At 62.4% G+C, this 22,103-nt stretch carries 19 protein-coding genes; 6 read left to right on the top strand and 13 right to left on the bottom strand.

Going from position 1 to position 22,103, the window contains the following annotated elements:
• Positions 1–11: 11 nt before the first annotated feature.
• A complete protein-coding gene (locus tag D5125_10340; GenBank protein QFY89860.1) occupies positions 12–1,385 on the bottom strand; it encodes a lysine 2,3-aminomutase in 1,374 nt (457 codons plus the stop codon).
• 224 nt (positions 1,386–1,609) lie between these two features.
• Between D5125_10340 and D5125_10335 the strand changes: the two genes are divergently transcribed.
• Positions 1,610–2,530, top strand: coding sequence for a chemotaxis protein CheV (locus D5125_10335; protein QFY89859.1), 921 nt, complete (start codon positions 1,610–1,612; stop codon positions 2,528–2,530).
• Positions 2,531–2,594: 64 nt separating this feature from the next.
• Here the strand turns inward: D5125_10335 and D5125_10330 are convergent, their stop codons facing one another.
• From D5125_10330 to D5125_10295, 8 genes are all read right to left on the bottom strand, one after another.
• A complete protein-coding gene (locus D5125_10330) occupies positions 2,595–4,196 on the bottom strand; it encodes a methyl-accepting chemotaxis protein (protein ID QFY89858.2) in 1,602 nt (533 codons plus the stop codon).
• 22 nt (positions 4,197–4,218) lie between these two features.
• Entirely contained in the window at positions 4,219–6,498 is a 2,280-nt protein-coding gene (locus tag D5125_10325; GenBank protein ID QFY89857.2) for an EAL domain-containing protein, read from the bottom strand.
• A 3-nt stretch (positions 6,499–6,501) separates the two neighbouring features.
• On the bottom strand, positions 6,502–6,969 hold the full coding sequence (locus D5125_10320) for a DoxX family protein (protein QFY89856.1): 468 nt from the start codon (positions 6,967–6,969) through the stop codon (positions 6,502–6,504).
• Between the two features lie 26 nt (positions 6,970–6,995).
• Positions 6,996–7,775 (bottom strand): putative DNA-binding domain-containing protein, encoded by a 780-nt coding sequence (locus D5125_10315; GenBank protein ID QFY89855.2) that lies wholly within the window; start codon positions 7,773–7,775, stop codon positions 6,996–6,998.
• Positions 7,762–8,604: a DUF692 domain-containing protein gene (locus D5125_10310; protein QFY89854.1), complete on the bottom strand. Its 843-nt coding sequence runs from the start codon at positions 8,602–8,604 to the stop codon at positions 7,762–7,764. Before D5125_10310 ends, D5125_10315 begins: the two co-directional genes overlap by 14 nt.
• A 14-nt stretch (positions 8,605–8,618) precedes the next feature.
• The gene (locus D5125_10305; protein QFY89853.1) at positions 8,619–8,912 is read right to left on the bottom strand and encodes a low-complexity protein; all 294 of its coding nucleotides are present in this window, start codon (positions 8,910–8,912) and stop codon (positions 8,619–8,621) included.
• Between the two features lie 103 nt (positions 8,913–9,015).
• Complete coding sequence (locus tag D5125_10300) at positions 9,016–9,276, bottom strand: zf-HC2 domain-containing protein (GenBank protein ID QFY89852.1); 261 nt, start codon at positions 9,274–9,276, stop codon at positions 9,016–9,018.
• Positions 9,270–9,842, bottom strand: coding sequence for a sigma-70 family RNA polymerase sigma factor (locus D5125_10295; GenBank protein QFY89851.1), 573 nt, complete (start codon positions 9,840–9,842; stop codon positions 9,270–9,272). Before D5125_10295 ends, D5125_10300 begins: the two co-directional genes overlap by 7 nt.
• 140 nt (positions 9,843–9,982) lie before the next feature.
• On the opposite strand from D5125_10295, the gene D5125_10290 reads away from it, so the two are divergent.
• Complete coding sequence (locus tag D5125_10290; GenBank protein ID QFY89850.1) at positions 9,983–10,573, top strand: TetR/AcrR family transcriptional regulator; 591 nt, start codon at positions 9,983–9,985, stop codon at positions 10,571–10,573.
• Positions 10,574–10,775: 202 nt separating this feature from the next.
• Here the strand turns inward: D5125_10290 and D5125_10285 are convergent, their stop codons facing one another.
• The gene (locus D5125_10285; GenBank protein ID QFY89849.1) at positions 10,776–11,432 is read right to left on the bottom strand and encodes a response regulator; all 657 of its coding nucleotides are present in this window, start codon (positions 11,430–11,432) and stop codon (positions 10,776–10,778) included.
• Positions 11,433–11,567: 135 nt separating this feature from the next.
• Between D5125_10285 and D5125_10280 the strand changes: the two genes are divergently transcribed.
• From D5125_10280 to infA, 3 genes are all read left to right on the top strand, one after another.
• Complete coding sequence (locus tag D5125_10280; GenBank protein ID QFY89848.1) at positions 11,568–14,897, top strand: PAS domain S-box protein; 3,330 nt, start codon at positions 11,568–11,570, stop codon at positions 14,895–14,897.
• Positions 14,894–17,125, top strand: a complete 2,232-nt coding sequence (locus tag D5125_10275) for an EAL domain-containing protein (GenBank protein QFY89847.1) — start codon at positions 14,894–14,896, stop codon at positions 17,123–17,125. Before D5125_10280 ends, D5125_10275 begins: the two co-directional genes overlap by 4 nt.
• Before the next feature lie 199 nt (positions 17,126–17,324).
• On the top strand, positions 17,325–17,543 hold the full coding sequence (gene infA, locus D5125_10270) for a translation initiation factor IF-1 (protein QFY89846.1): 219 nt from the start codon (positions 17,325–17,327) through the stop codon (positions 17,541–17,543).
• Between the two features lie 12 nt (positions 17,544–17,555).
• On the opposite strand, the gene clpA is transcribed toward infA, so the two are convergent.
• Positions 17,556–19,862 carry an ATP-dependent Clp protease ATP-binding subunit ClpA gene (gene clpA, locus D5125_10265; GenBank protein QFY89845.1) on the bottom strand — a complete coding sequence of 769 codons (2,307 nt, stop codon included), beginning with the start codon at positions 19,860–19,862 and terminating at the stop codon, positions 17,556–17,558.
• Complete coding sequence (gene clpS, locus D5125_10260) at positions 19,862–20,185, bottom strand: ATP-dependent Clp protease adapter ClpS (protein QFY89844.1); 324 nt, start codon at positions 20,183–20,185, stop codon at positions 19,862–19,864. Before clpS ends, clpA begins: the two co-directional genes overlap by 1 nt.
• Before the next feature lie 215 nt (positions 20,186–20,400).
• On the opposite strand from clpS, the gene D5125_10255 reads away from it, so the two are divergent.
• On the top strand, positions 20,401–20,604 hold the full coding sequence (locus tag D5125_10255; protein QFY89843.1) for a cold shock domain-containing protein: 204 nt from the start codon (positions 20,401–20,403) through the stop codon (positions 20,602–20,604).
• A gap of 119 nt (positions 20,605–20,723) precedes the next feature.
• Here D5125_10255 and icd read toward each other — a convergent pair whose 3' ends face one another.
• Positions 20,724–21,980, bottom strand: a complete 1,257-nt coding sequence (gene icd, locus D5125_10250) for an NADP-dependent isocitrate dehydrogenase (GenBank protein QFY89842.1) — start codon at positions 21,978–21,980, stop codon at positions 20,724–20,726.
• Between the last annotated feature and the right edge of the window lie 123 nt (positions 21,981–22,103).

Genomic DNA, 22,103 nt, shown 5'->3' with positions numbered 1-22,103 from the left:
AGTGGGTTTGACTACTCCTCGGCGTCCATTGCCACTTGCTCCATCTTGGCATATTCCGCTTCAAAGAAGAACGCCTGCTCGCCAAACGCCGGGCGCAGTTGGTCCAGCCAGGTGGCCTGGGGGTCGAAGCGGGCAAAGAAGGGCTGCTGTACCCAGTCGCTGTTGCGCCCCTGAATGAAGCGCAGGACGAACACCTGCTCGCCCTGCACCTCGGCAATGCCCTGGATCTCCACCTTGCCGGGACCAGCGCTCATGGAGGGGCCACGGGCGGTGCGGGCCAGGCCGGAGACCTGTTGCTTGGCATCGCGATAGATGTTCCAGGCCCGCTCCAGGGGTACCTCGAAGTAGTGCTTGGAGCCGGTATCGCGCTCGACAAACATATAGTAGGGCTGTATCCCCAAGGACACCTGCCGCTGCCACAGGTTTGCCCAGACCTCGGCATCATCGTTGATGTGGGCGATCAGCGGCGATTGGCTGCGCAGTATGGCACCGGTGTCGCGGATACGACGGATCGCCTCCTCGCAGATGGGCGTGTCCAGCTCGCGCCAGTGGTTGAAGTGGAGCATCAGGGCAACGTGCTTGCCCTGGCGGTTGAGCCGTTCCAGCAGGGCCAGCAGGGCATCGGCGTCCGGGTCGGTGACAAACCGCTGGGGCCAGAAGGTCAGCGCCTTGGTGCCGATGCGGATATTGACGATGTGGTCAAATTCAGGCCCGAGCAAGGGCTCCAGGTAGCTGGCCAGGTACTTGGTCTTCATCACCATGGGATCGCCGCCGGTCATCAGCAGGTCGGTCACCTGGGGGTTCTGGCGCAGGTAGCGATGCAGGTCGGCCACCTCGCTGGCGGCAAAGCGCAGGTCCTTGTCACCGACAAACTGGGCCCAGCGGAAACAGAAGGTGCAGTAGCTGTGACAGGTCTGGCCCTGGGTGGGAAAGAAGAGCACGGTCTGATCGTACTTGTGCTGGATGCCCTGCAACGGACGGCCGTCCAGGCGGGGGACATTGAGCTGCATCTGGCCGGCCGGATGGGGGTTGAGTTCGTCGCGGATCTGCCAGGCCAGGCGCTCGATCTCGGCCCGCTCGGCACCGCGCCGGTGCAGGCTGGCCATGCGCTGAAACTGGTCTTCGGCAAGCATGCCGCGCTGCGGAAAGGTGAGCTGGAAGATGGGGTCAGTGGGGATCGCGCCCCAGTCGATCAGCTCATCGATGACATACTGATTGACCCGGAACGGCAGCACCGAGGCCACCACCTGCATGTCAAACCGCTGTTCAGGGGTAAGCCGCAGCAGGGGTTCGATCTGATCCAGATGACGGTCGGTATAGACCCTGAACCGGGTTACCCCGGTAAACCGATCACGAACCGGCGTAATTTGCGACTGGGTCAGCATCATAGGCTATAACTTACTAATTACTAAAGAAATAAGAAAAAAGGCCGACTAGTCTAACAAATTCAGGCGGACATTCCCAAAAACCGGCAACAAAAAACCGGCCAAACGCGATGACCGACGCAGGCCCAACTCAAGCCCCCGCTGCGGGCCTGCCGACAGGGTCAAACCGGGCTCAAAAGAGTAGAATGGCCCCCCACAGAGCCGCATCAAACAGGCAAGCCATCATGCAAGTCCATCCTGATCAAGGCGTCCTTGAATCCAACAAACTGGCGGGCACGCGCCTGGAATTGCTGCTGTTTCGGCTGGAAAAACCCCAGCTGTTCGGTATCAACGTGTTCAAGGTACTGGAGATCATCCCCTACCAGCGCCTGACCCGGCTGTTTGGCTCCCACGCCAGCGTTCGCGGCGTTGCCAGCCTGCGCGGCAACGCCATGCCCATTATCGACCTGTCCCAGGCCATTGGCGGCATGCCCCTGAACGACCCAGGCCAGGGCAATATCATCATCACCGAGTACAACCGTTCGCGCCACGGCTTTCTCATCCGCCAGGTGGACCGCATCGTCCACACCGACTGGGACAGGGTGCAGCCGCCTCCCAAGCTCACCGGCAAAAACGGCTATGTCACCGCCATCACCCTGATCGACGATCAGATGATCGAGATACTCGATGTGGAAAAGGTGCTCGACCAGATCGTCCCGGCCCAGACCCATGTGTCGGATGAACTGAGCAGTCAGGCGCGTAGTGAGAATCAGCGCGTGCTGATCGTGGATGACTCCTCGGTGGCGCGGCGCCAGATCAGCGACGCCCTGGTGCAGCTGGGCATAGCCTGCGAAACCGCCGCCGACGGCAGGCTGGCCCTGGAACTGCTGGAGGAAAAGATCAGCGCCGGGGAGGACATCAACACCTATTACATGATGGTCATCTCCGATATCGAGATGCCAGAGATGGACGGCTACATGCTCACCCAGGCGATCCGCTCCCACCCCCGGCTGCAAGGGCTCTACATACTGCTGCACTCATCCATCAGCGGCGAGTTCAACGTCGATCGGGTGCGTGAAACCGGCGCCAACAAGTTCATCCAGAAGTACAATGCCGACGACCTGGCCAAGGTGGTGCTGGAACTTAAGCAGGGGCGCGGGGCTTAAGCCTGAGCGGCGCTACAGGCCCCGGTCCGTTTGCCCTTGCGCCTCGATGGGGTCAGAAATAACATCAAATCCGATACAGTCCCACCACCTGATTCAGGGAGTCGGACAGGGCCGATAGCTGCTTGGCGGCGGAAATCGTATCGCGACCGCTATCTACCAGGGCGCTATTGGCCAGGCGCACCTCTTCTATGTGGCTGCGCATGGTCTCCAGGGACTTTTCGTTTTCCTCGGCCAGCCCAGCCAAAGAGGCATTCTCTTCGCTCAGGTTCTGAATGCTGCTCTGGATCTGCGCCAGGGAGTCCACCGTGGCGTTGGCCATCTCGGCGGCCTGATTGGCCATATTGGTGTTGGCCTCCATGGCCTCCACGGTGGCGGAGATGGAGTCCACCACGGTGGCGACGATACGGTTGATCTCATGGGTGGAGTCGTGGCTGCGGGTGGCCAGCCCACGCACCTCATCGGCCACCACGGCGAAGCCGCGACCGGACTCGCCGGCCCGGGCCGCCTCGATGGCGGCATTCAGGGCCAGCAGATTGGTCTGCTCGGCGATCTCGGCGATGGTGCCCACCACCTGACCGATCTGGCTGCCGGCATTACGCAACTCCAGCAACATGCTGGAGGAGGACTCGATGCTGCGGCTCAGCTCGGCGATGGTCTGCGCCGTCTTTTTGACGGCCTGACTGCCCTGGTTGACCTGACCGGCACCCTCGAAGGCCGCCTTGGAGGCGGAACGGGAATGGCCAGCAACGTGCTGGATACTGGCCTCCAGGCCACCGATGAGATCCAGCAGCTGACCGATGTGGCCGGAGAAATAGCCAAGCTGGTCCTCCGATACCGCAGCCAGGTTCTCCATCTGCCCCATGGCATCCAACAGCACCTGCACCGAGTCACGGATCTTCATCATGCCCTGATGAAAGCCCTGAATCAGGCCGTCCATGCCCTCGGCGGCCACCCCCAGTTCGTCACGGGAGACGACCTCGATACGCTGGGTCAGATCACGCTCGTGGCCGATGCGATTGAGCTGGGCGGACAGCCGGGTGACCGGATTGACTATGCCGCGCCGGGCGATGACAAAGGCCAGGGCGATAATCGCCAGCACCAGCAGGCTGGCTGCCAGGGTGGCCTGCTGCATACTGGCCAGGGACGCCTCTACCTCGGCGGCATTGGCGGCGGCCTGTTTGGCCAGTCCCTCCTTGGTCTCGTCCAGGGCGTTCTGTACCCGCTCCATGGCCCCTTGCAGGGCGGCAAGCTGTTCCCGCGCCCGGTCCCAGTCGATGCCTTCGCTATGGAGTATGTCCTTCAGCCGGTTTGCCGCTGTTTTCACTGCCCGAACACTGGGCTGGGCCTGTTGCAGGAACGCGGAATGCCCGGCCGACTGCTCCAGCGCCCGGCTGATCCGCGGCCACAGCCGCTGGTAGCTGGCCTCATAGTCGGCATGTTCTATGGTGGTGCCGTAGTAGGCGTAGGCGGCGATGTGCAGGCGGTTGAGATCGGCGCTGGCCTGTTCCAACCGCTGTAATTCGGGCAATTGACGCTGGACGAATTCGGCATTTTTGCCGGCAATGTCCTTGCCCAGGCCGAACAGCAGGCTGGCGCTGCCGAGAAACAGGAGCAGGATCAGGCCATAGCCGAACATGACCTTGGCGTTGATGGAGTTTAGCGACATGGGGGTATCCTTTGCGGGCGCGTCAGTCTGAAATCTTCGGACAATGCGCTCGCAAAAACCGCTCCAACTCATCGGCAGGCAAGGGTTTGCTGTGCAGATAGCCCTGCACCTCGTCGCATTCCAGCTCGCGCAACAGCTGTTCCTGCCGCTCGGTTTCCACCCCCTCGGCGATGAGCCCCAGACCCAGCCCCTTGGCCAGGGCCACCACGGCGTGGACTATGCTTAGATCCCCCGCCTCGCTGACCATCTGGCGCACGAAGGACTGATCGATCTTCAGCTTGTGCAGCGGGAAGCGGCTCAGATAGGCCAGCGAGGAATAGCCGGTGCCGAAATCGTCAATCGCCAGGCGTACCCCTATCTCCTTGAGCGTCTGTAGGCAGCGGATGGCCTGATCAAAGTCCTGCATGGCCGCGCTTTCGGTGATCTCCAGCTCCAGCCAGCGCGGCGCAAGCCCGGTCTCGGCCAGCACCTGGCGCACCAGCTCGGGTAGCTGGGGGTCCTGGAACTGCCGGGCCGAGAGGTTCACCGCCATCACCAGCGGCGCCAGCCCGGCCGCCTGCCAGGCCTGGGCCTGGGCGCAGGCGCGGCGCAGTATCCACGCGCCCATGGGCAGGATCAGGCCGGTCTCCTCGGCCAGGGGGATAAAGTCGGCGGGGGAGACCAGACCGCGCCGGGGATGCCGCCAGCGCACCAGGGCCTCGACCCCGGCCACCTGACCCCGACGCAGGTCGATCTGCGGCTGATAGAACAGCTCCAGCTCACCGCGCTGTTCCACCTGGCGCAGCTCCTGCTCCAGCTCCAACAGCTCCAGGGCGCGATGGTCCATCTGCGCGTTGAAATGCAGCAGGCCCTGACCGCTGGACTGCAATAATTGCTGTAGAGCGCTGTGTGCATGGCGCATGAGCAGACCAGGCTCCCGCCCGTCTTGGGGGAAGTGGCTGGCACCCAGGGCCAGGCTGAAGAAGAGGTCACGTCCCGCCACCTGCAGGGGTTGCGCCATGGCCTGCTCCAGCTGCAGGACCAGCGCCTGGCTGGCGGCCAGGGAATCCTCTGCCGCCAACAGCAGCACGAACAGCTCGCCCTCGAAGCGATACAGCTGGGTAGAGGCGGCGCTCCGCGCCAGCGCCTGGCTCAGACGAGCCGCCGCCGCTTCCAGCACCTGATCACCCACCCCATGCCCCAGGGTCTTGATCAGGGCGTGAAAACGGTTCAGGTGCAGCAACAACAGGGTGCCGCTGTGGCCCTGCTCCAGCCAATCGGTCAGTTCCTGCTGAAAGGCGCGCCGATTGGGCAGGCCGGTGACGGCATCGTGCAGGGCCTGGTGGCTCAACTGCCGCTCGGCCTGGCGCTGGGCGCTGATGTCGCGCACATAGGCATGGCAGACGCCCAGATCGGCCATGCAATGCACCCCGGCCTGCAGGCTGGCACCGCCCAGCTCATATTCCCAGCTGCCCGAGCCCTCCTGCGCCAGCAACTGTGGCAACCGCTGGGCCAAATCCGGCGGCAACAGCCGGGAAACCTGGGGTTCATCCGGACTCAACTGTTGCGCCAGCTCCTCGGCGGCGGGGTTGGCGTAGAGCAGGCCACTGGGACTCAGGCTGAACACCGGCAGGGGATTGCGCTCGGGAAACAGGGCCAGACGCCGACGCAGGCGTGCCTCGACCAGCAGACGCCAGCTGAAATAGGCAACAAAACCAGCCAGCAACAATATGGCCAGACTGGCCGCCAGCACGCCAAGGACCAGATCATGGGCGCTGGCCTGCAGCTGTCGGCGGCCCTGCTCCGTGCTGTCTTCGATGACGTCAACCCAGTTGGTGAGCAGGGCATCGGCCTGCATCGCCAGATCATCGGCGGCATAGAGCTGGGTACGGGCGGCATCCCAATCGATAGGCTTGGCCTGCATCAGTTCATACAGCGCACTACAGTGTTGTTCGAAACGCGCTTGCAATTGACCCAAGGCGTTCAGTTGCTCACATTCCGGGCAGAGCCGCTGCCAGCTATCCAACTGCCGCTGAACCCGGTCACGCCGGGCCTGCTGGTCACGGCCAAAGTCCTGGGTATCCGCCGTGGCATAGAGCCGCTGCAGGGCCAGGGACTGCTCCAGAAAACTGGATTTCAGCCGGTTGATCTGCACCAGCCGGGCCAGATCCCTGGCCGCCAGCTGATCGACTTGGCGGGCCATGCCCTGACCCTCCAGCCAGACGAAGCGGGCCAGCCCCAACAGGATCAGCAGACTGAGCAAGAACAGCCCCAGCAGCCAGGGGGTAACCCGGCTCTCCATGCCTGCGTCCGAACCTGGCACGGCTCAGGCCTTGGCCAAGCGGCGGGCGATCCAATAATCCAGGCTCAGCTTGCCGGGGCCGGACAGCAGCAGGGGCACGAACAGCACCAGGTAGATCAGCGGCAGCTTGAAGCCGTTGCTGCATACGTTATAGCCCAACCCGGCATGGACGCTGGCCCAGGCCACCAGGGTGAGGATGATCAGGGAGACGCTGGCAAAACGGGTGCCCAGCCCCAGCACCAGGGCGATAGGGGCGAGCAGTTCGGTCCAGGTGGCCAGCTGCCAGCTGATCTCCGTGGGAATCAGATTGAACGGAAAGGGAAACTGCTCTTGGATATGGGTAAACCAGTTATCTCCATTGAATTTCTCCAGACCGGCCTCGAAGAATTCATAGGCCAGTAACAGACGCACCGGCAGCAGGGCGAGCCATTGGCCAACCTTGTCCAGCAAGCCAAAGGCATTTTGTATCAGGGGGATGGGCTGTAGGTTCATGGGTTTCTCCGGGTTCAGACTTGGGTTTAAATTTGGGTTCCAATCAGCGCGCCCTGGGCGCGGAGTTGGCGCAGGAGTTCGGCCCCCGCGTCGATGAAGGCGGGGTTGTCATCCTGCCCGGCATCGGCCGCCAGCCGCAGCAGCAGGGTCCGGCCCGATGGCCGTGGCTCTGAACCCGGTTGGCTGCCTATGGCCTCGATCAGGCAGGCCGACAACGGGTTGAGCAGATTGAAGCGTACCTGATCCTGCTGATCACGGAACAGCAGATAGCTGTATCCGGCCTCGGCGGCGGCATCGGGCAAGTGGTTCGGGCCAATTTGATGTACCGGCCAGGCATAGTGGGCAAGCCGGGCGCTGGGATTGAGCACTGGCACCTGTTGCAGCAGATCCCCCCAGGGGTTGATCCGGTTCGGCTTGATCCCCTGTGGGCTGATGGATACCGCCAGCTCCAGCCACTCGTAGTGCATGAAGGACCAGAGAAAGGGCCAGTGGGGAAAGCGCTCCACGGCCAGGGGCTCAAACCAATCGAGAAATTCACCGGCGATGTCGCGAAACAGCGGCGATCGGCAGCGGTGCCGACGATAGAAATCCCGCACCAGGGCATCCCAGTCCTGTTCGCCCAGGATTTCCTGGCTGATGGGAAAGGCAGCCCCGACAAAGCCCTTGAGGTTGTTGAATAACAGCTCCCGGTAGATCGCCAGGGGGCGCTGCGGGGCCTGCTCAGGAGCTGCCCGGCGCGGATTGCGCAGATGGGTGCCCAGGCTGGCCTGATAACGGGCGAAATGCAGTGGGTTAGCCGGTTGCACGCTGCACCTCCCGGTTCTGTTGCAGTTGGGCAATGCGGCCCAGCTCCGGCAGCAGATCGGCCAGCGGCGGGATGTTGAAATCCCGCTCCAGCAGGGTGGGTGCCAGGCCCAGTCGCTGATAGGCGTAGTCCAGCAGGGACCAAACCGGATCGATCACCGCCGCGCCGTGGGTATCCACCAGCAGGCCGTCGTCTTCCACATGGTGGCCGGCCATGTGCATATAGACCAGCCGCTCGGGCGGCATGGCATCGATGAATTGGCGAGCATCGTAGCCATGGTTGCGGCTGTTGACATAGACATTGTTGATATCCAGGTGCAGGTCGCAATCGGCCTGTTGCAACACCCGCAGGATGAATTCGATCTCGCCCATCTCGGCCATGTCCGGGGTCATGTAATAGGACGGGTTTTCAATGGCAATCCGTCGTTGCAGCAGCTCTTGGGTACGGCGGATGCGCGCCGCCACATGGGCCACGGCCTCCTCGGTGAAGGGGATCGGCAACAGGTCATAGAGATGACCGTCATCGGCGCACCAGGACAGGTGCTCGCTGAACAGGGCAATGCGATACTGGTCGAGAAAGGCCTTGATGCGCCGCAAAAAGGCCTCGTCCAAGGGGGCAAAGCCACCCAGATTGAGCGACAGTCCGTGGGCCACCAGGGGCCGCTGGCGGGCGATGGCATCCAGATCACGGGCATAGCTGCCGCCCATCTCCAGCCAGTTTTCCGGGGCCAGCTCTAGGAAGTCGATGATGCGGGGCATGGACCGCCTGAGGTCGGGGATCAGCTCCCGCCTCAGGCCCAGCCCTACCCCATGCAGCGTTGAGCCACGCATGGGATGGGCCTCCTTTACTTGGCGCCGCCGCACTTGCCTTCGCCGCACTTGCCTTGGCTGGCCTTGTCGGCCTTCTTGTCAGCGCCGCACTTGGCCTCGGCAGCCTTCTTGTCGCCGCCGCACTTGGCCTCGGCGGCCTTCTTGTCACCGCCGCACTTGGCTTCCATGCCCTTCTCGCCAGCGGCGGTCTGCAGGTAGCCGCCGCTCAGTGACTGCATGGCAAAGGGATTGGCAGCGGCCTGGGCCAGGCCAGCACTACCCAGAGTAGCGGCCAGGGCGAGGGTCAGAGTGGTTTTGTTCAATTTCATGATGCTATCTCCAAAGATGAGTGGTTGGGTGTAATCAACTAAAATGGACCAATTGGTCCGTAAACAAGCGTAAAAGCTTTCGTGGATATCTGTTCCCGGTGCCTCAGGGCCGGCCCTGCTGCCGTCTGAGGGCCTTGCCGATGCGCTCACGCGCCTCGGCACTGAGTTCGGCCCCCTCCTCGGCCTGCTCCGACTCCCGACCCAGTTTGCGCAGAGCCAGATGAATCAAGCCCAGCTGCCGGGAGAATCGGCGGCAGTAGCGGCACATCAGTAGATGCATGCGCAGCCCCCAGCGTTCCCGCCGCCCCAGCGGCCTGTCCAGGCGTTGAGAGATCAGATGACTGGCGTCTTTACAATTCAGCATCGAAAACTCCCCTGCGCCCAGTGTTTATCCAGACATTTGCGCAGGCCCATGCGGCCCCGGTGCAACATCGTCCAGAGGTTAGTCGGGCTGATCTCCAATTCCTTACAAATAAATTCACTGTCCTCGCCACGTACCTCACGCAGCCAGAACAGATGGCTCAGGCGCTGCGGCAGCAAGGCCAGGCAGCGGCTGAGTAACTCCCTGAATTCACTACGCTCCAGCAGTTCATCCGGGTTGCCCCAGCCGGCCGGTTTGTCAGCCCAGAAGCCCCTGCTGTTAAAGGCACCCGCCCAATCGCCATCGTCTTCTTCCTCATCCAGGGAGACCTGCCTGGCCGAGCGGCGAAACTGATCCATCAGCTTGTTCTTCAGGATGCCGATGAACCAGGTGCGCGGTGCCGACTGGCCGTTGTAGCGCGCACAGGCCTGTAGCGCGGTGACCAGGGTATCCTGCACCAGCTCCTCGGCCTGATGGCTGTCGCGGGTGGCGCTCAGGGCATAGCGATAGAGCGCCGAACCGTGCTCGTCCAGCCAACATTCGGGTGGGCTCAGGCTGTATTCGGGCATGGAAATTTCCTCGAATTCGGACGGGATGGAACAGGACAGGATTGGATTATGTACCAACTGGTACGGAATAAATATGACAGACTGAGCCAATAGGGACAAGCCGCTTTGACATATAGGACTCATTGGTACAAAAATACCCCATGAGCAAGCAGGTCGGTCGTCCCCTACAGTTTGATCCCGAGCAGGTGCTGGAGCGCGCCATGCAGCTGTTTTGGCTACAGGGCTATGAGGCCACCTCCCTGCACGACCTGCTGGCCCATACCGGCATCTCCAAGAGCAGCCTGTATCAGACCTTCGGTGGCAAGCAGCAGCTGTTTCGCCGCTGCATCGGCCATTACAGTGATCGGTTTTCTCAGCAGATGCGCCAGGACCTGGCCGCAGCCAGCTCAGGCCGCGCCTTTATCGAGGACTTCCTGCACTCCGCACTGGATGAGACGCGCAACCGCTGCGAGCGCCGCGGCTGTCTGGTGATGAACGCCGCCTGTGAGTTCGCCCAGTCCGATCCGGTCATCGCCAAGGACGTGCGCGCCGCCATCGAACGCTTTCGCCGGGTGCTCAAAACGGCCGTGGAACGCGGCCAGCAGGAAGGTGGCATCAACCCCGAACTGGACCCACAGACCACCGCCAACTACCTGGTCAGCAGCATGAGCGGCCTGAAGACCCAGTCCAAGGCCGGAGCCAGCGCCGCCCAGCTGCGCGGCATCATCGGCATGGTACTGCGCGGGCTGTAGTAAAAAGGGGTCAGGTCTAGATTTTAGACCTTAGGCCCTGTTCTTACCTCCAAAGAGCAACATGCTTGGCCTCCCCCTTTATCAAAGGGGGATTGAGGGGGATTTTGGCGAAAAAGGGTCAGGTCTAGATTTTAGGCTATAGACCCTGTTCATACCCAAAGATGGAAATAGCTATGATTCTAGACCTGACCCCATGTCACCCCTACTCCATCAATCCGGTGGCGCGCAGTACGTTGAGGGTGGTTATGCGCTGGATCAGCTCGGTGCTGGTGTTCAGATCGAGCTTGCGCAGCAGGCGCAGGCGATGGTTTTCCACCGTGCGCGGGCTGAGCTTGAGTTCGGCGGCGGTCTCTCGGGCGGATTTGCCCAGCTCCAGATGCATCAACACCTGCCGCTCGCGCGGGCTGAGCCGGTCGCGCTGGCGCTGGTAGTCGAGGGCGTTTTCGATGTGCGGCTGGATCGCCCGATGGCGGCTCAGAGCGGCCTGCACCAGCTCGATCAGCTCCAGGGCCTGCAGCGGCCGCTTGATGAAACCGAAGGCCCCGCGCTGCATGGCCTGGGCCAGATGCTCCGGCTCCGCCCGCGACGCGCTGAGGATGCAGGGGTGCAGGCACTGCTGATGGCGCAGCAACTGCAACAGGCGCAGGCCGCTCATCTCCGGCATGACGAAGTCGAACATGATGCAGGCCGGCGCGGCCAGCGGCAGGGCCTGCAGCAACTGGCTGGGTGAGTCGAAGGTCCGGCTCTGGATACCGGCGTTGGCCAGCATCCCCTGGAGCACGCTGGCACCCACCCGGTCCGGGTTGATCAGGTACAGCTGCGGATAGTGGGATTGTAGGACCGGCTTGCTTGAGTTCATTGGCACTGCCCGCTTAAATAGAGTAAATATACTCTAATTAATGAGTAGATTCATTCTATTCAGATTCAAAATTATCCTCTAATATACTGAATCATTCAGGGCCAACCGGCCCGACCTTGGTATCGGAGCCCCCGCATGACCCCCAAAACCCCCTCTGATCTCAAGGACACCCCATCACATTATGTGGGCATAGGTGCCTCCGCCGGTGGCCTGGAGGCGATAGACACCTTCTTCAAGAACATGCCGCCGGACAGTGGCTGCGCCTTCATCGTGGTGCAGCACCTGTCCCCCGACCACAAGAGCCTGATGGTGGAGCTGCTCGGCAAGCGCACCGAGATGCCCCTGAGCCGGGCCGAAGAGGGCATGCTGGTGCGGCCCAATCACGTCTATCTGATCCCGCCCAATCACGATCTGCGTATCTTCCACGGCAAGCTGCTGCTCAATGAGCAGGACCGCCACGGCGGCATCAACCTGCCCATCGACATCTTTCTGAACTCCCTGGCCGAGGACCAGGGTGACAAGGCGGTGGCCATCATCCTCTCCGGCACGGGTTCGGACGGCACCCGCGGGGTGCGGGCGATCAAAGAGAAGGTGGGCATGGTGATGGTGCAGAACGAGGACACCGCCGCCTTCGACGGCATGCCGCGCTCGGCCATAGCCACCGGGCTGGTGGACTACATCCTGGCCCCGGAGGAGATGCCGCAACAGCTGGTGTCCTACATCAAGCACCCCTACGCCAACAAGGCGGAGGGGTCCGAGGTACTGCTCAGCGACGAGGACAGCACCAACGGCATCTTTGCCCTGCTGCGGGAGAAGAGCGGGGTCGATTTCACCTATTACAAGCCCAGCACCATGGTGCGCCGCATCGAACGACGCATGAGCGTCAATCAGATCCTCGACCTGCGCGATTACCTGCGCTACCTGGAGCGCTATCCGGGCGAGGTGGACACCCTCTACCGCGACCTGCTCATCGGCGTGACCAATTTCTTCCGCGACCCGCTGGTGTTCCAGCAGCTGAACGACAAATGGCTGCCGGAGTTGATCGAGGGGGCCGAGTCCAACAGCCTGCGCATGTGGGTGGCGGGCTGCTCCACCGGCGAGGAGGCCTATTCCCTGGCCATGGCCTGCCATGAGGTGATGTCCCGCCTGGGCAAGCTGCTGGAGATCAAGATCTTCGCCACCGACGTGGACCGCGATGCCATCGCCACCGCCGGCATCGGCATCTATCCGGAGAGCATCTCCGCCGACGTGCCGCCGGAGTTTCTGGCCAAATACTTCCACCGCCGCGAGAAGGACTACCTGATCGCCCGCCATATCCGCGAGATGGTGGTATTTGCCCAGCACAACGTGATCAAGGACCCGCCCTTCACCAACATCAGCCTGGTCAGCTGCCGCAACCTGCTCATCTACCTGCAGCCGGTATTGCAGCAGCGCGTGATCGAGCTGTTCAACTTCTCCCTCAGGCCCGGCGGCATCCTCCTGCTCGGCTCCAGCGAGACCACCGGCGAGATGGCCGAATACTTCGAGCCGCTGCACCACAAATGGAAGCTGTACCGCTCCCGTGGCCGCAAGCGGCGTGATGTCCTCTCCGATCAGGCCGCCCACTTTGACGTGGGTGCCCGCCTGTCGCGGCCGGCCAGCATGATCATGGGCCAGGCCTACCGGCACAACCTGCACGAGGAAGAACGCCTGCTTGATCGCCTGCTGCAAAGCCTGGGCGAGCGCTACCTGCCTTTCACCCTGGTGATCAACGAGGGCATGGAACTGCTCTACATGGCCGGCGATGCGCGCAGCTACCTGCGCTTCCCCTCCGGCAAGATGATCACCGACCTGAGCCGACTGGTACACAAGGACCTGGCCATCCCGCTGGCCACCGGCGTGCAAAAGGTGCTGAAAAAGCAGCAGGAGGCCCATTACAGCAATATCCATCTGCGCGATGAGGACAACAGCCGCACGGTCAACATGCGCATCGGCCTGCTGCCCAAGACCAAGGCCCAGGATGTGCTGCTGGCGGTATTCATCGAAGAGGTGGTAAGCAGCGGCCAGCCAGCGGCCCAGGGCCTGCCGCTGCGCGGCACCCCGGTACTCACCTACGACGTGGGCAAGGAGGCGGAGCAGCGCATCAACGACCTGGAGCAGGAGTTGCAGTTCACCCGCGAGAACCTGCAGGCCACGGTGGAGGAGCTGGAGACCTCCAACGAGGAACTACAGGCCACCAACGAGGAATTGCTGGCCAGCAACGAGGAGCTGCAATCCACCAACGAGGAGCTGCAATCGGTCAACGAGGAACTCTACACGGTGAATGCCGAGCACCAGAGCAAGATCGCCGAACTGACCGAGGTCAACAACGACCTGGACAACCTGCTGGACAACATCCGCGTGGCCACCCTGTTCCTCGACCAGAACCTGGAGATCCGCCGCTTCACCCCGGAGATCGCCCACTTCATGCGCATCATCGAGCAGGACATAGGCCGCCCCTTCGACCACCTCACCCACGACCTGGCCGATGTGGACCTGGACGGCCTGGTGCGGGGGGTCAATCAGAAGCATGAATCGGTCGAACAGGAGGTCAGCGACCGTGGCGGCAATGCCTATCTGATGCGTATCTTCCCCTACCGTATCGGCCCGGAATTCTACTCTGGGGTGCTGCTCACCTTCGTCAGCATCAACGCCACCCGGCAGATGCGCGAGGCCCTGCAACGCAGCGAGGAACGCTACAAACTGGCCCAGGAGTCGGCCGGGCTGGGCAGCTGGGAGTGGAATATTGGCAACAATCAACTGACCTGGTCGCCCCAGGTGGAGGCCATGTTCGGACTGGAACCGGGGCAGTTCACCGGCGGCTACGAGGCATTTCTCGCCCTTCTGCCGCAGGACGACCGCCAGCGCCTGGAGCGAGAGGTAAAGCGCTCACTGGACGACCCCAGCCGACCCTATACGGTGCGCCACCGGGCCATCTGGCCCGATGGCCAGGTGCGCTGGTTGGAGGAGAACGGCCGCGTCCATCTGGACCCGCAGGGCCTGCCGGAGCGCATGTTGGGCATGGTCAAGGACATCACCGAGAACCACCAGACCGAGGACGCCCTGATCCGCTCCCAGGACCTGTTCCGCTCCACCCTGGAGAACCTGGACCTGGTGGCGGTGCAACTGGATCGCAACGGCCATATCAGCTTCGTCAACGATTACTTCCTGGAGCAACTCGGCTGGCAACGTAAAGACCTCATGGGCCAATCCTGGTTCGAGCGCTGCATACCCGAAGACCAGCGGGCCGAGGTGCGCCGCGTGTTCGAGGGCTTTATCGGCGGCGATGCCCCCATGCTGCGCAATTACCAGAACCCCATCCTGCAGGGCGACGGCGGTCGGCTACAGGTCTATTGGAGCAACACCCCCATCTACGACAACAGCCGTCGGCCCACGGGCGTCTGCTCCATCGGTATGCCGGTGGTCGATCACCGAGGCATGGCATGAGCGACGACCCCGACCTGCAGTCGCTGCGTTCCCAGGCCAGCGAGCTGACCGCCCCACCCTCCCTGAATGAGATAGAACACCTCACGCCGCACCAGATCCAGGGCCTGATGCACGACCTGCGCGTGCATCAGATCGAGCTGGAAATGCAGAACGAGGAACTGCGCAAGACGCAGTCCGTGCTGTCGGCCTCGCGTGACAAGTTCTCCCAGCTGTTCGATGCCGCGCCGGTGGGCTACTGCACCCTGGACGCCAAGGGGCTGATCCTGGAGTGCAACCATGCCCTGTGCCAGCTGCTGGGTCTGGAGCGGATCAAGCTGCTGCGCTACCCGCTGGGCCAGTTCGTCGAGGCAAGCAACCTGAGCATACTGCACCACCTGCTGCACAGTGACCAGGTCACCATGGAGCAGGCCCTGCTCTTTAGCCACCCACAGCGCACCTTGCCCCTGCACCTACTGCTCAACCTGCATCGCATCAGCAACCCGCTGGAGGGCAGCGAGGCCACCTGGCTGGTCGCCCTGAGCGATATCAGCCAGCTGCAGGAGTTGGCCCTGCAACTGAAGATAAAGGGCCGCGCCCTGGAAAGCACCCTGGAAGGGGTGATGATCACCGACAACCAGCTGAAGATCTGCTACGTCAACCCGGCCTTTGAGAAGACCACCGGTTACAGCCAGGCCCAGGCCCTGGGCAAGACCCCCGACCTGCTCAAGTCCGGCAAGCACACCCCGACCTTCTACGCCGATATGTGGAATCGTCTCAACCAAGAGGGCTGCTGGCACGGCGAGGTGTGGAACCGCCGCGCCAACGGCGAGATCTACCCCGAGTGGCTGAGCATCAGCACCATTCTGGGGGATAAGCGCCAGCCGCAGTATTATGTCGGCGTCTTCTCCGATATCTCCCGCGAGGAGAGCACCCGCCGTCGGCTGCATCAGCTGGCCTATTTTGACGGCATCACCGAACTGCCCAACCGCCACCTGTTCATGGACCGGCTCAACCAGGAACTGGCCCATGCGCGCCGTAACCGGGGGGCCTTTGCCCTGCTGTTCATGGACCTGGACCGCTTCAAGAGCATCAACGACACCCTCGGCCACACGGTTGGCGATGAGTTGCTGTTGCAGGTCAGCCGACGCCTGGCCCGTACCCTGCGCGAGAACGACACCGTGGCGCGCATGGGCGGTGATGAGTTCCTCATGCTGCTGCCGGGGGTGGACAGCCAGCTGGCGGCGGAGCAGGTGGCCGGCAAGATCCTCGACCTGATGGCCCAGCCCTTCGATCTGGAGGGACGACTGTACCATGTCAGTATCAGCGTCGGCCTCAGTCGCTTTCCCGATGACGGGCTGGATGCCGAGACCCTGATCAAACATGCCGACATCGCCATGTATCGGTCCAAGGACAGTGGCCGTAACACCTTCAGTAGCTTCAACCTGAGCCTGAACAAGGACATCGCCGAACGGGTACTGCTGGAAAACGACCTGCGCGAGGCCCTCAGGCACGACCGCCTGGAGCTGCATTACCAACCCCAGTGGAACTTCAGCGACGGCAGCTGGTTTGGGGTAGAGGCCCTGCTGCGCTGGAATCACCCGGAACAGGGCATGATCCCGCCCGACCTGTTCATCCCCCTGGCCGAGGAGAGCGGCCTGATCGTACACATCGGGGCCTGGGTGCTGCGCCGGGCGGTACAACAGTTTCTGCACTGGGGTCAGGAGGGCACAGAGGTCGGTCTGATCTCGGTCAACCTCTCGCCCCACCAGTTCCTGCAGAGCAACCTGATCAGCCTCATCGACGAGGTGCTGGGCGAGAGCGGCATGCCCGCCAGCCGACTTGCTCTGGAGATCACCGAACATGCCGCCATGCCCAACTTTCAGTACAGCGTGAAGACCCTGGAGGCCCTGCGCGAGCGAGGCATCGCCATCCATATCGACGACTTCGGCACCGGTTTTTCGTCTTTGAGCCACCTGCGCCACCTGCCCATCGACGTGCTCAAGATCGACCGCCAGTTCATCGACGAGATCCCGCACAACCAGGACGACCTGGCCATAGTCCAATCCATCCTGGCCATGGCCAAGGCGCTCAAGCTCAGCGTCGTCGCCGAGGGGGTAGAGACCTCGGAGCAAAGGGACTTCCTCCACCAACAGGGCTGCGACATAGGCCAGGGCTACCTCTTCTCCCGCCCCCTGCCCAGCTGGGAAATCGGCCCCTTGTTGAAACAGCAGCCGACCACGGGGGACTGAGCGGCTGCGCGCAAGGCCATTCGCTTCGGCTTCGCTCAGCGAACGGCTTTGCCCGGCGAACGGCTTTGCCCGGCGAACGGAACGACCTCAGGCTCACTGAGCGAAGCCTAAGTGGGCGGCCGAAGCGCACCTGTTTTGATCTCCCCCAGACTTACTGTGCTATAATGCGCGGCTTCCAAACAGCCGAGCAATACAGGTAATGGCAAAAGAAGATGTAATCGAAATGGACGGCACGGTGATCGACACCCTGCCCAATACCACCTTTCGCGTGGAACTGGAAAACGGTCATGTAGTCACGGCGCACATCTCGGGCAAGATGCGCAAACACTACATCCGCATCCTCACCGGTGACAAGGTCAAGGTGGAGCTGACCCCCTACGACCTGAGCAAGGGCCGTATCACCTATCGGGAACGCTGATCGGCCCGTGCCTCAGTGCAGGGTCAGTGGCTGTTCCGTTTCCGCCTCCTGCATCAGCCCGGCTATCTCGAAGCTCAAGCCCTCCTCCCCGCGCAGCACCCTGACCCTGCCGCCCTGCCTGAGGCGGCCAAACAGCAATTCCTCCGCCAGGGGCTTTTTGATCTGCTCCTGGATCAGTCGCGCCATGGGGCGTGCTCCCATCTTCGGGTCATAGCCCTTTTCCGCCAGCCAGACCTTGGCCTCATTACTCAGGCTGAGGGAGACATGGCGCTCCTCCAGCTGTCCCTCCAGCTCAAAGATGAACTTCTCCACCACCCCGGCGATCTCCTCGCTGCCCAGGGCACCAAACTGCACCAGGCTGTCCAGGCGATTGCGAAACTCCGGGCTGAAGTGGCGCTTGATCGCCTCCAGGCCGTCGCTGGAATGGTCCTGATGGGTGAAGCCGATGGAGGCGCGACTCATCACCTCGGCCCCGGCGTTGGTGGTCATCACCAGGATGATGTTGCGGAAATCCGCCTTGCGGCCATTGTTATCGGTCAGGGTGCCGTGGTCCATCACCTGCAGCAGCAGGTTGAACACATCGGCATGGGCCTTTTCGATCTCGTCCAGCAGCAGCACCGCGTGGGGGGTCTTGGTCACCGCCTCGGTGAGCAGGCCGCCCTGATCGTAGCCGACATAGCCCGGCGGCGCGCCGATCAGGCGTGATACCGTGTGTCGCTCCATGTATTCCGACATATCGAAGCGGATCAGCTCTATGCCCAGAATCCGAGCCAGCTGGCGGGTGACCTCGGTCTTGCCTACCCCGGTGGGGCCGGCGAAGAGGAAGGAACCCACCGGCCTTTCCGCCCCGCCCAGGCCGGAGCGGTTCATGCGGATGGCGGCCACCAGGCTGTCGATGGCCTGATCCTGGCCGAACACCACCATCTTCAGGTCGCGGTCCAGGTTTTTCAGGCCCTCGGTATCCGAGGCGCTGACGCTCTTCGGCGGGATGCGGGCGATCTTGGCCACCACCGCCTCCACATGGGACATGTCGATCACCTCTGGCCGTTCGTCCTCCGCCAGCAGGCGCAGGGCCGCGCCGGCCTCGTCGATCACGTCAATCGCCTTGTCCGGCAGGTGGCGGTCATTGATATAACGCCCGGCCAGCTCCGCCGCCGCCGACAGGGCGGCATCGGTGTAGCGCACCTGATGGTGCTCCTCGAAACGCGGCCGCAGGCCTTTGAGGATCTCCTTGGTCTCTTCGATGCTGGGCTCGGCCACGTCGATCTTCTGGAAGCGCCGCGCCAGGGCATGGTCCTTCTCGAAGATGCCGCGAAACTCCTCGTAGGTGGTGGAACCAATGCAGCGCAGCTCGCCCGAGGCGAGCATGGGCTTGATCAGGTTGGAGGCGTCCATGGATCCACCGGAGGCGGAGCCGGCCCCGATCAGGGTGTGGATCTCGTCGATGAAGAGGATGGCATCGGGCTCTTTCTTGAACTGCGCCAGCACCGCCTTGAGGCGCTTTTCAAAGTCGCCCCGGTACTTGGTGCCGGCCACCAGGGCACCCAGGTCCAGGGAGTAGATGGTGCAATCGAGCAGTACGTCAGGCACCTCCTCTTCGACGATCTTCAGCGCCAGGCCCTCGGCGATGGCGGTCTTGCCCACCCCGGCATCGCCCACCAGCAGGGGGTTGTTCTTGCGTCGTCGGCAGAGGATCTGGATGCTGCGCTCCACCTCCTGATTGCGGCCGATGAGGGGGTCGATGCGACCGCGCATGGCCAGGACATTGAGATTGACCGCGTAGCTGTCCAGGGCGCTGGGGCTGGCCGTTTCACGCTCGTCGTCCTCGGCGGTGAAGGCGGCCCCCTCCTGCTCCGGCCGGGACAGGTCGCGGTTGCTCTCGGGCATCTGCTTGGAGATGCCGTGGGACAGATAATTGACCACGTCCAGCCGCTGCACGTCCTGCTGGTGCAGAAAGAATACCGCCTGGGAGTCCTGCTCGCTGTAGATGGCCACCAGCACATTGGCCCCGGTGACCTCATTGCGCTCGGCCGATTGCACATGGAACACGGCACGCTGCAATACCCGCTGAAAGCCCAGGGTGGGCTGGGTGTCGCGCTTGTCCCGCTCCGGGATCACCGGCGTGGTCTCATCCAGAAAACGGGTCAAATCGGCGCGCAACTGGTCCAGATTGGCACCGCAGGCCCTGAGCACCTCCAGCGAGGAGGGGTTGTCCAGCAGGGCCAGCAGCAGGTGTTCTATGGTGAGAAATTCATGCCGCTTGCCCTTGGCCTCGTTGTAGGCGCGGGCCAGAGAGAAATCCAGGTCTTTGCCGAGCATCAGGCCTCCTCCATGCTGCACATCAGGGGGTGTTGGTTGGCGCGGGCGTAGTCGTTCACCTGCTGCACCTTGGTTTCGGCGATCTCACGGGTAAAGACGCCGCAGATGCCGACGCCTCGGGTATGTACATGCAACATGATTTGCGTTGCCTTTTCCCTTCGCATGGTGAAGAAGCTCTCCAGGACATGGACCACGAACTCCATCGGGGTGTAGTCATCATTGAGCAGCAGCACCTTGAACAGCGGCGGCTGCTTGATCTCGGGCCTCGCCTCTTCTACGGCAAGATCACCCTGTTGTTGCTCATCGTCGTCTAAATCGGCCATGGCGTGATTGTAACGGAACAAGGTAGGCTGGGCGAAGCGCTGTCAACTCAAGCCGTTCGCCGCACCCTGCCCACAACCCGATTGTCACAAAAATGAAGCCAAATTGACCGTTGGTTTTATACCGCTATAATCGGCGGCGGAATTTCTCAAGCCGTGCGCAGACGCGGCCGTGAAAAACCTTCGTCAATCAAACCTACAGTGGATAGGAGTTGTACATGCCTACTGGAATCGTCAAGTGGTTCAATAACGTCAAGGGCTATGGATTCGTCGTGCCCGATAATAGCGAACAGGACATCTTTGTCCATTTCTCCTCCATCGCCATGGATGGATACAAGACCCTGCAAGAGGGTCAGCGGGTGCAGTTTGAGGTCACCGAAGGCCCCAAGGGCCTGCACGCCGTTTCCCTGGAGGCGGTGTAACCCAAGGACCATAGGGTGCCCCACACCTACCTGGGCTGGGTGTGGGGCAGCAAAGCTGCCCTCCGAGCCGACGCTCGGAACCCCCGGATGATCGCTGACCGCTGACCGCTTTAATATCGCTACATCTGCCCGATCATGGCCTCGCCGAACGCGGAGCAGGACAGCAGTTTGGCCCCCTCCATCAGCCGCTCGAAGTCATAGGTCACCGTCTTGGCCGAGATGGCCGCGCCCATCGCCTTGACCACCAGATCCGCCGCCTCGACCCAGCCCATGTGGCGCAGCATCATCTCCGCCGACAGGATCAGCGAGCCGGGGTTGACCTTGTCCTGCCCGGCATACTTGGGCGCGGTGCCGTGGGTGGCCTCGAACATGGCGACCGTATCCGACAGATTGGCGCCGGGGGCGATGCCGATGCCACCCACCTGGGCCGCCAGGGCATCGGAGATATAGTCGCCATTGAGATTCATGGTGGCGATCACGTCGTACTCCGCCGGGCGCAGCAGGATCTGCTGCAGGAAGGCATCGGCGATCACGTCCTTGACGACGATCTCCTTGCCCGTGTTGGGGTTCGTGAAGCGACACCAAGGGCCGCCGTCGATCTCCACCGCGCCGAACTCGCTCTTGGCCAAGGCATAGCCCCAGTCCTTGAAGGCCCCCTCGGTGAATTTCATGATATTGCCCTTGTGTACCAGGGTCAGGGAATCGCGGTCGTTGTCGATGCAGTACTGCAACGCCTTGCGCACCAGACGTTCGGTGCCCTCGCGGGAGACGGGCTTGATGCCGATGCCGGAGGTCTCGGGGAAGCGGATCTTCTTCACCTCCATCTCGTGCTGCAAAAAGCCGATCAGCTTGCGTGCCTCGGCGCTCTCGGCGGCCCACTCCACCCCGGCGTAGATGTCCTCGGAGTTCTCGCGGAAGATGACCATGTCGGTCAGCTCCGGTTTTTTTAACGGGCTGGGGGTGCCGGCGTAGTAGCGTATCGGCCGCAGGCAGACGTACAGGTCCAGAACCTGGCGCAGGCTGACGTTCAGGGAGCGGATACCACCACCCACCGGCGTGGTCAGCGGGCCCTTGATGGAGACCACAAACTCCCGCACCGCTTCGAAGGTTTCCTCCGGCAGCCAGGTATCGCCACCGTACAGCTTGTTCGCCTTCTCACCGGCAAAGATCTCCATCCAGGCGATCTGGCGCTCGCCGCCATAGGCCTTGGCCACCGCCGCGTCGATCACCTTGATCATCACCGGGGTGATATCCACGCCAATGCCATCGCCCTCGATGTAGGGGATGATGGGATTGTTCGGCACATTGAGGGACTGGTCCGGGTTGAGGCTGATCTTGGTGCCTGCTGCGGGTACCTGGATCTTATCGTAGGCCATGGTTGCTCCTGACTGGGTCTGTGGTGGAAAAGACCGCATTCTACCCCAGGCCGCGCCGACGCGGGTACATTTGCCGGGCCAGGCCGGGCTAAAATTTGGATAAACAATCTTTCTTGGGCGTGA

Source organism: gamma proteobacterium SS-5 (assembly GCA_009497875.2).
GTDB lineage: Bacteria > Pseudomonadota > Gammaproteobacteria > Chromatiales > Chromatiaceae > Magnetovirga > Magnetovirga frankeli.
Note: the sequence above shows the minus strand (reverse complement) of the source record. Positions and strands in the feature narration are given on the sequence as shown.

Coding starts and splice junctions, on each gene's coding strand:
- D5125_10340 (QFY89860.1), bottom strand. CDS start 1,385: ATGCTGACCCAGTCGCAAATTACGCCGGTTCGTGATCGGTTTACCGGG.
- D5125_10335 (QFY89859.1), top strand. CDS start 1,610: ATGCAAGTCCATCCTGATCAAGGCGTCCTTGAATCCAACAAACTGGCG.
- D5125_10330 (QFY89858.2), bottom strand. CDS start 4,196: ATGTCGCTAAACTCCATCAACGCCAAGGTCATGTTCGGCTATGGCCTG.
- D5125_10320 (QFY89856.1), bottom strand. CDS start 6,969: ATGAACCTACAGCCCATCCCCCTGATACAAAATGCCTTTGGCTTGCTG.
- D5125_10310 (QFY89854.1), bottom strand. CDS start 8,604: ATGCGTGGCTCAACGCTGCATGGGGTAGGGCTGGGCCTGAGGCGGGAG.
- D5125_10305 (QFY89853.1), bottom strand. CDS start 8,912: ATGAAATTGAACAAAACCACTCTGACCCTCGCCCTGGCCGCTACTCTG.
- D5125_10300 (QFY89852.1), bottom strand. CDS start 9,276: ATGCTGAATTGTAAAGACGCCAGTCATCTGATCTCTCAACGCCTGGAC.
- D5125_10295 (QFY89851.1), bottom strand. CDS start 9,842: ATGCCCGAATACAGCCTGAGCCCACCCGAATGTTGGCTGGACGAGCAC.
- D5125_10290 (QFY89850.1), top strand. CDS start 9,983: ATGAGCAAGCAGGTCGGTCGTCCCCTACAGTTTGATCCCGAGCAGGTG.
- D5125_10285 (QFY89849.1), bottom strand. CDS start 11,432: ATGAACTCAAGCAAGCCGGTCCTACAATCCCACTATCCGCAGCTGTAC.
- D5125_10280 (QFY89848.1), top strand. CDS start 11,568: ATGACCCCCAAAACCCCCTCTGATCTCAAGGACACCCCATCACATTAT.
- D5125_10275 (QFY89847.1), top strand. CDS start 14,894: ATGAGCGACGACCCCGACCTGCAGTCGCTGCGTTCCCAGGCCAGCGAG.
- infA (QFY89846.1), top strand. CDS start 17,325: ATGGCAAAAGAAGATGTAATCGAAATGGACGGCACGGTGATCGACACC.
- clpA (QFY89845.1), bottom strand. CDS start 19,862: ATGCTCGGCAAAGACCTGGATTTCTCTCTGGCCCGCGCCTACAACGAG.
- clpS (QFY89844.1), bottom strand. CDS start 20,185: ATGGCCGATTTAGACGACGATGAGCAACAACAGGGTGATCTTGCCGTA.
- D5125_10255 (QFY89843.1), top strand. CDS start 20,401: ATGCCTACTGGAATCGTCAAGTGGTTCAATAACGTCAAGGGCTATGGA.
- icd (QFY89842.1), bottom strand. CDS start 21,980: ATGGCCTACGATAAGATCCAGGTACCCGCAGCAGGCACCAAGATCAGC.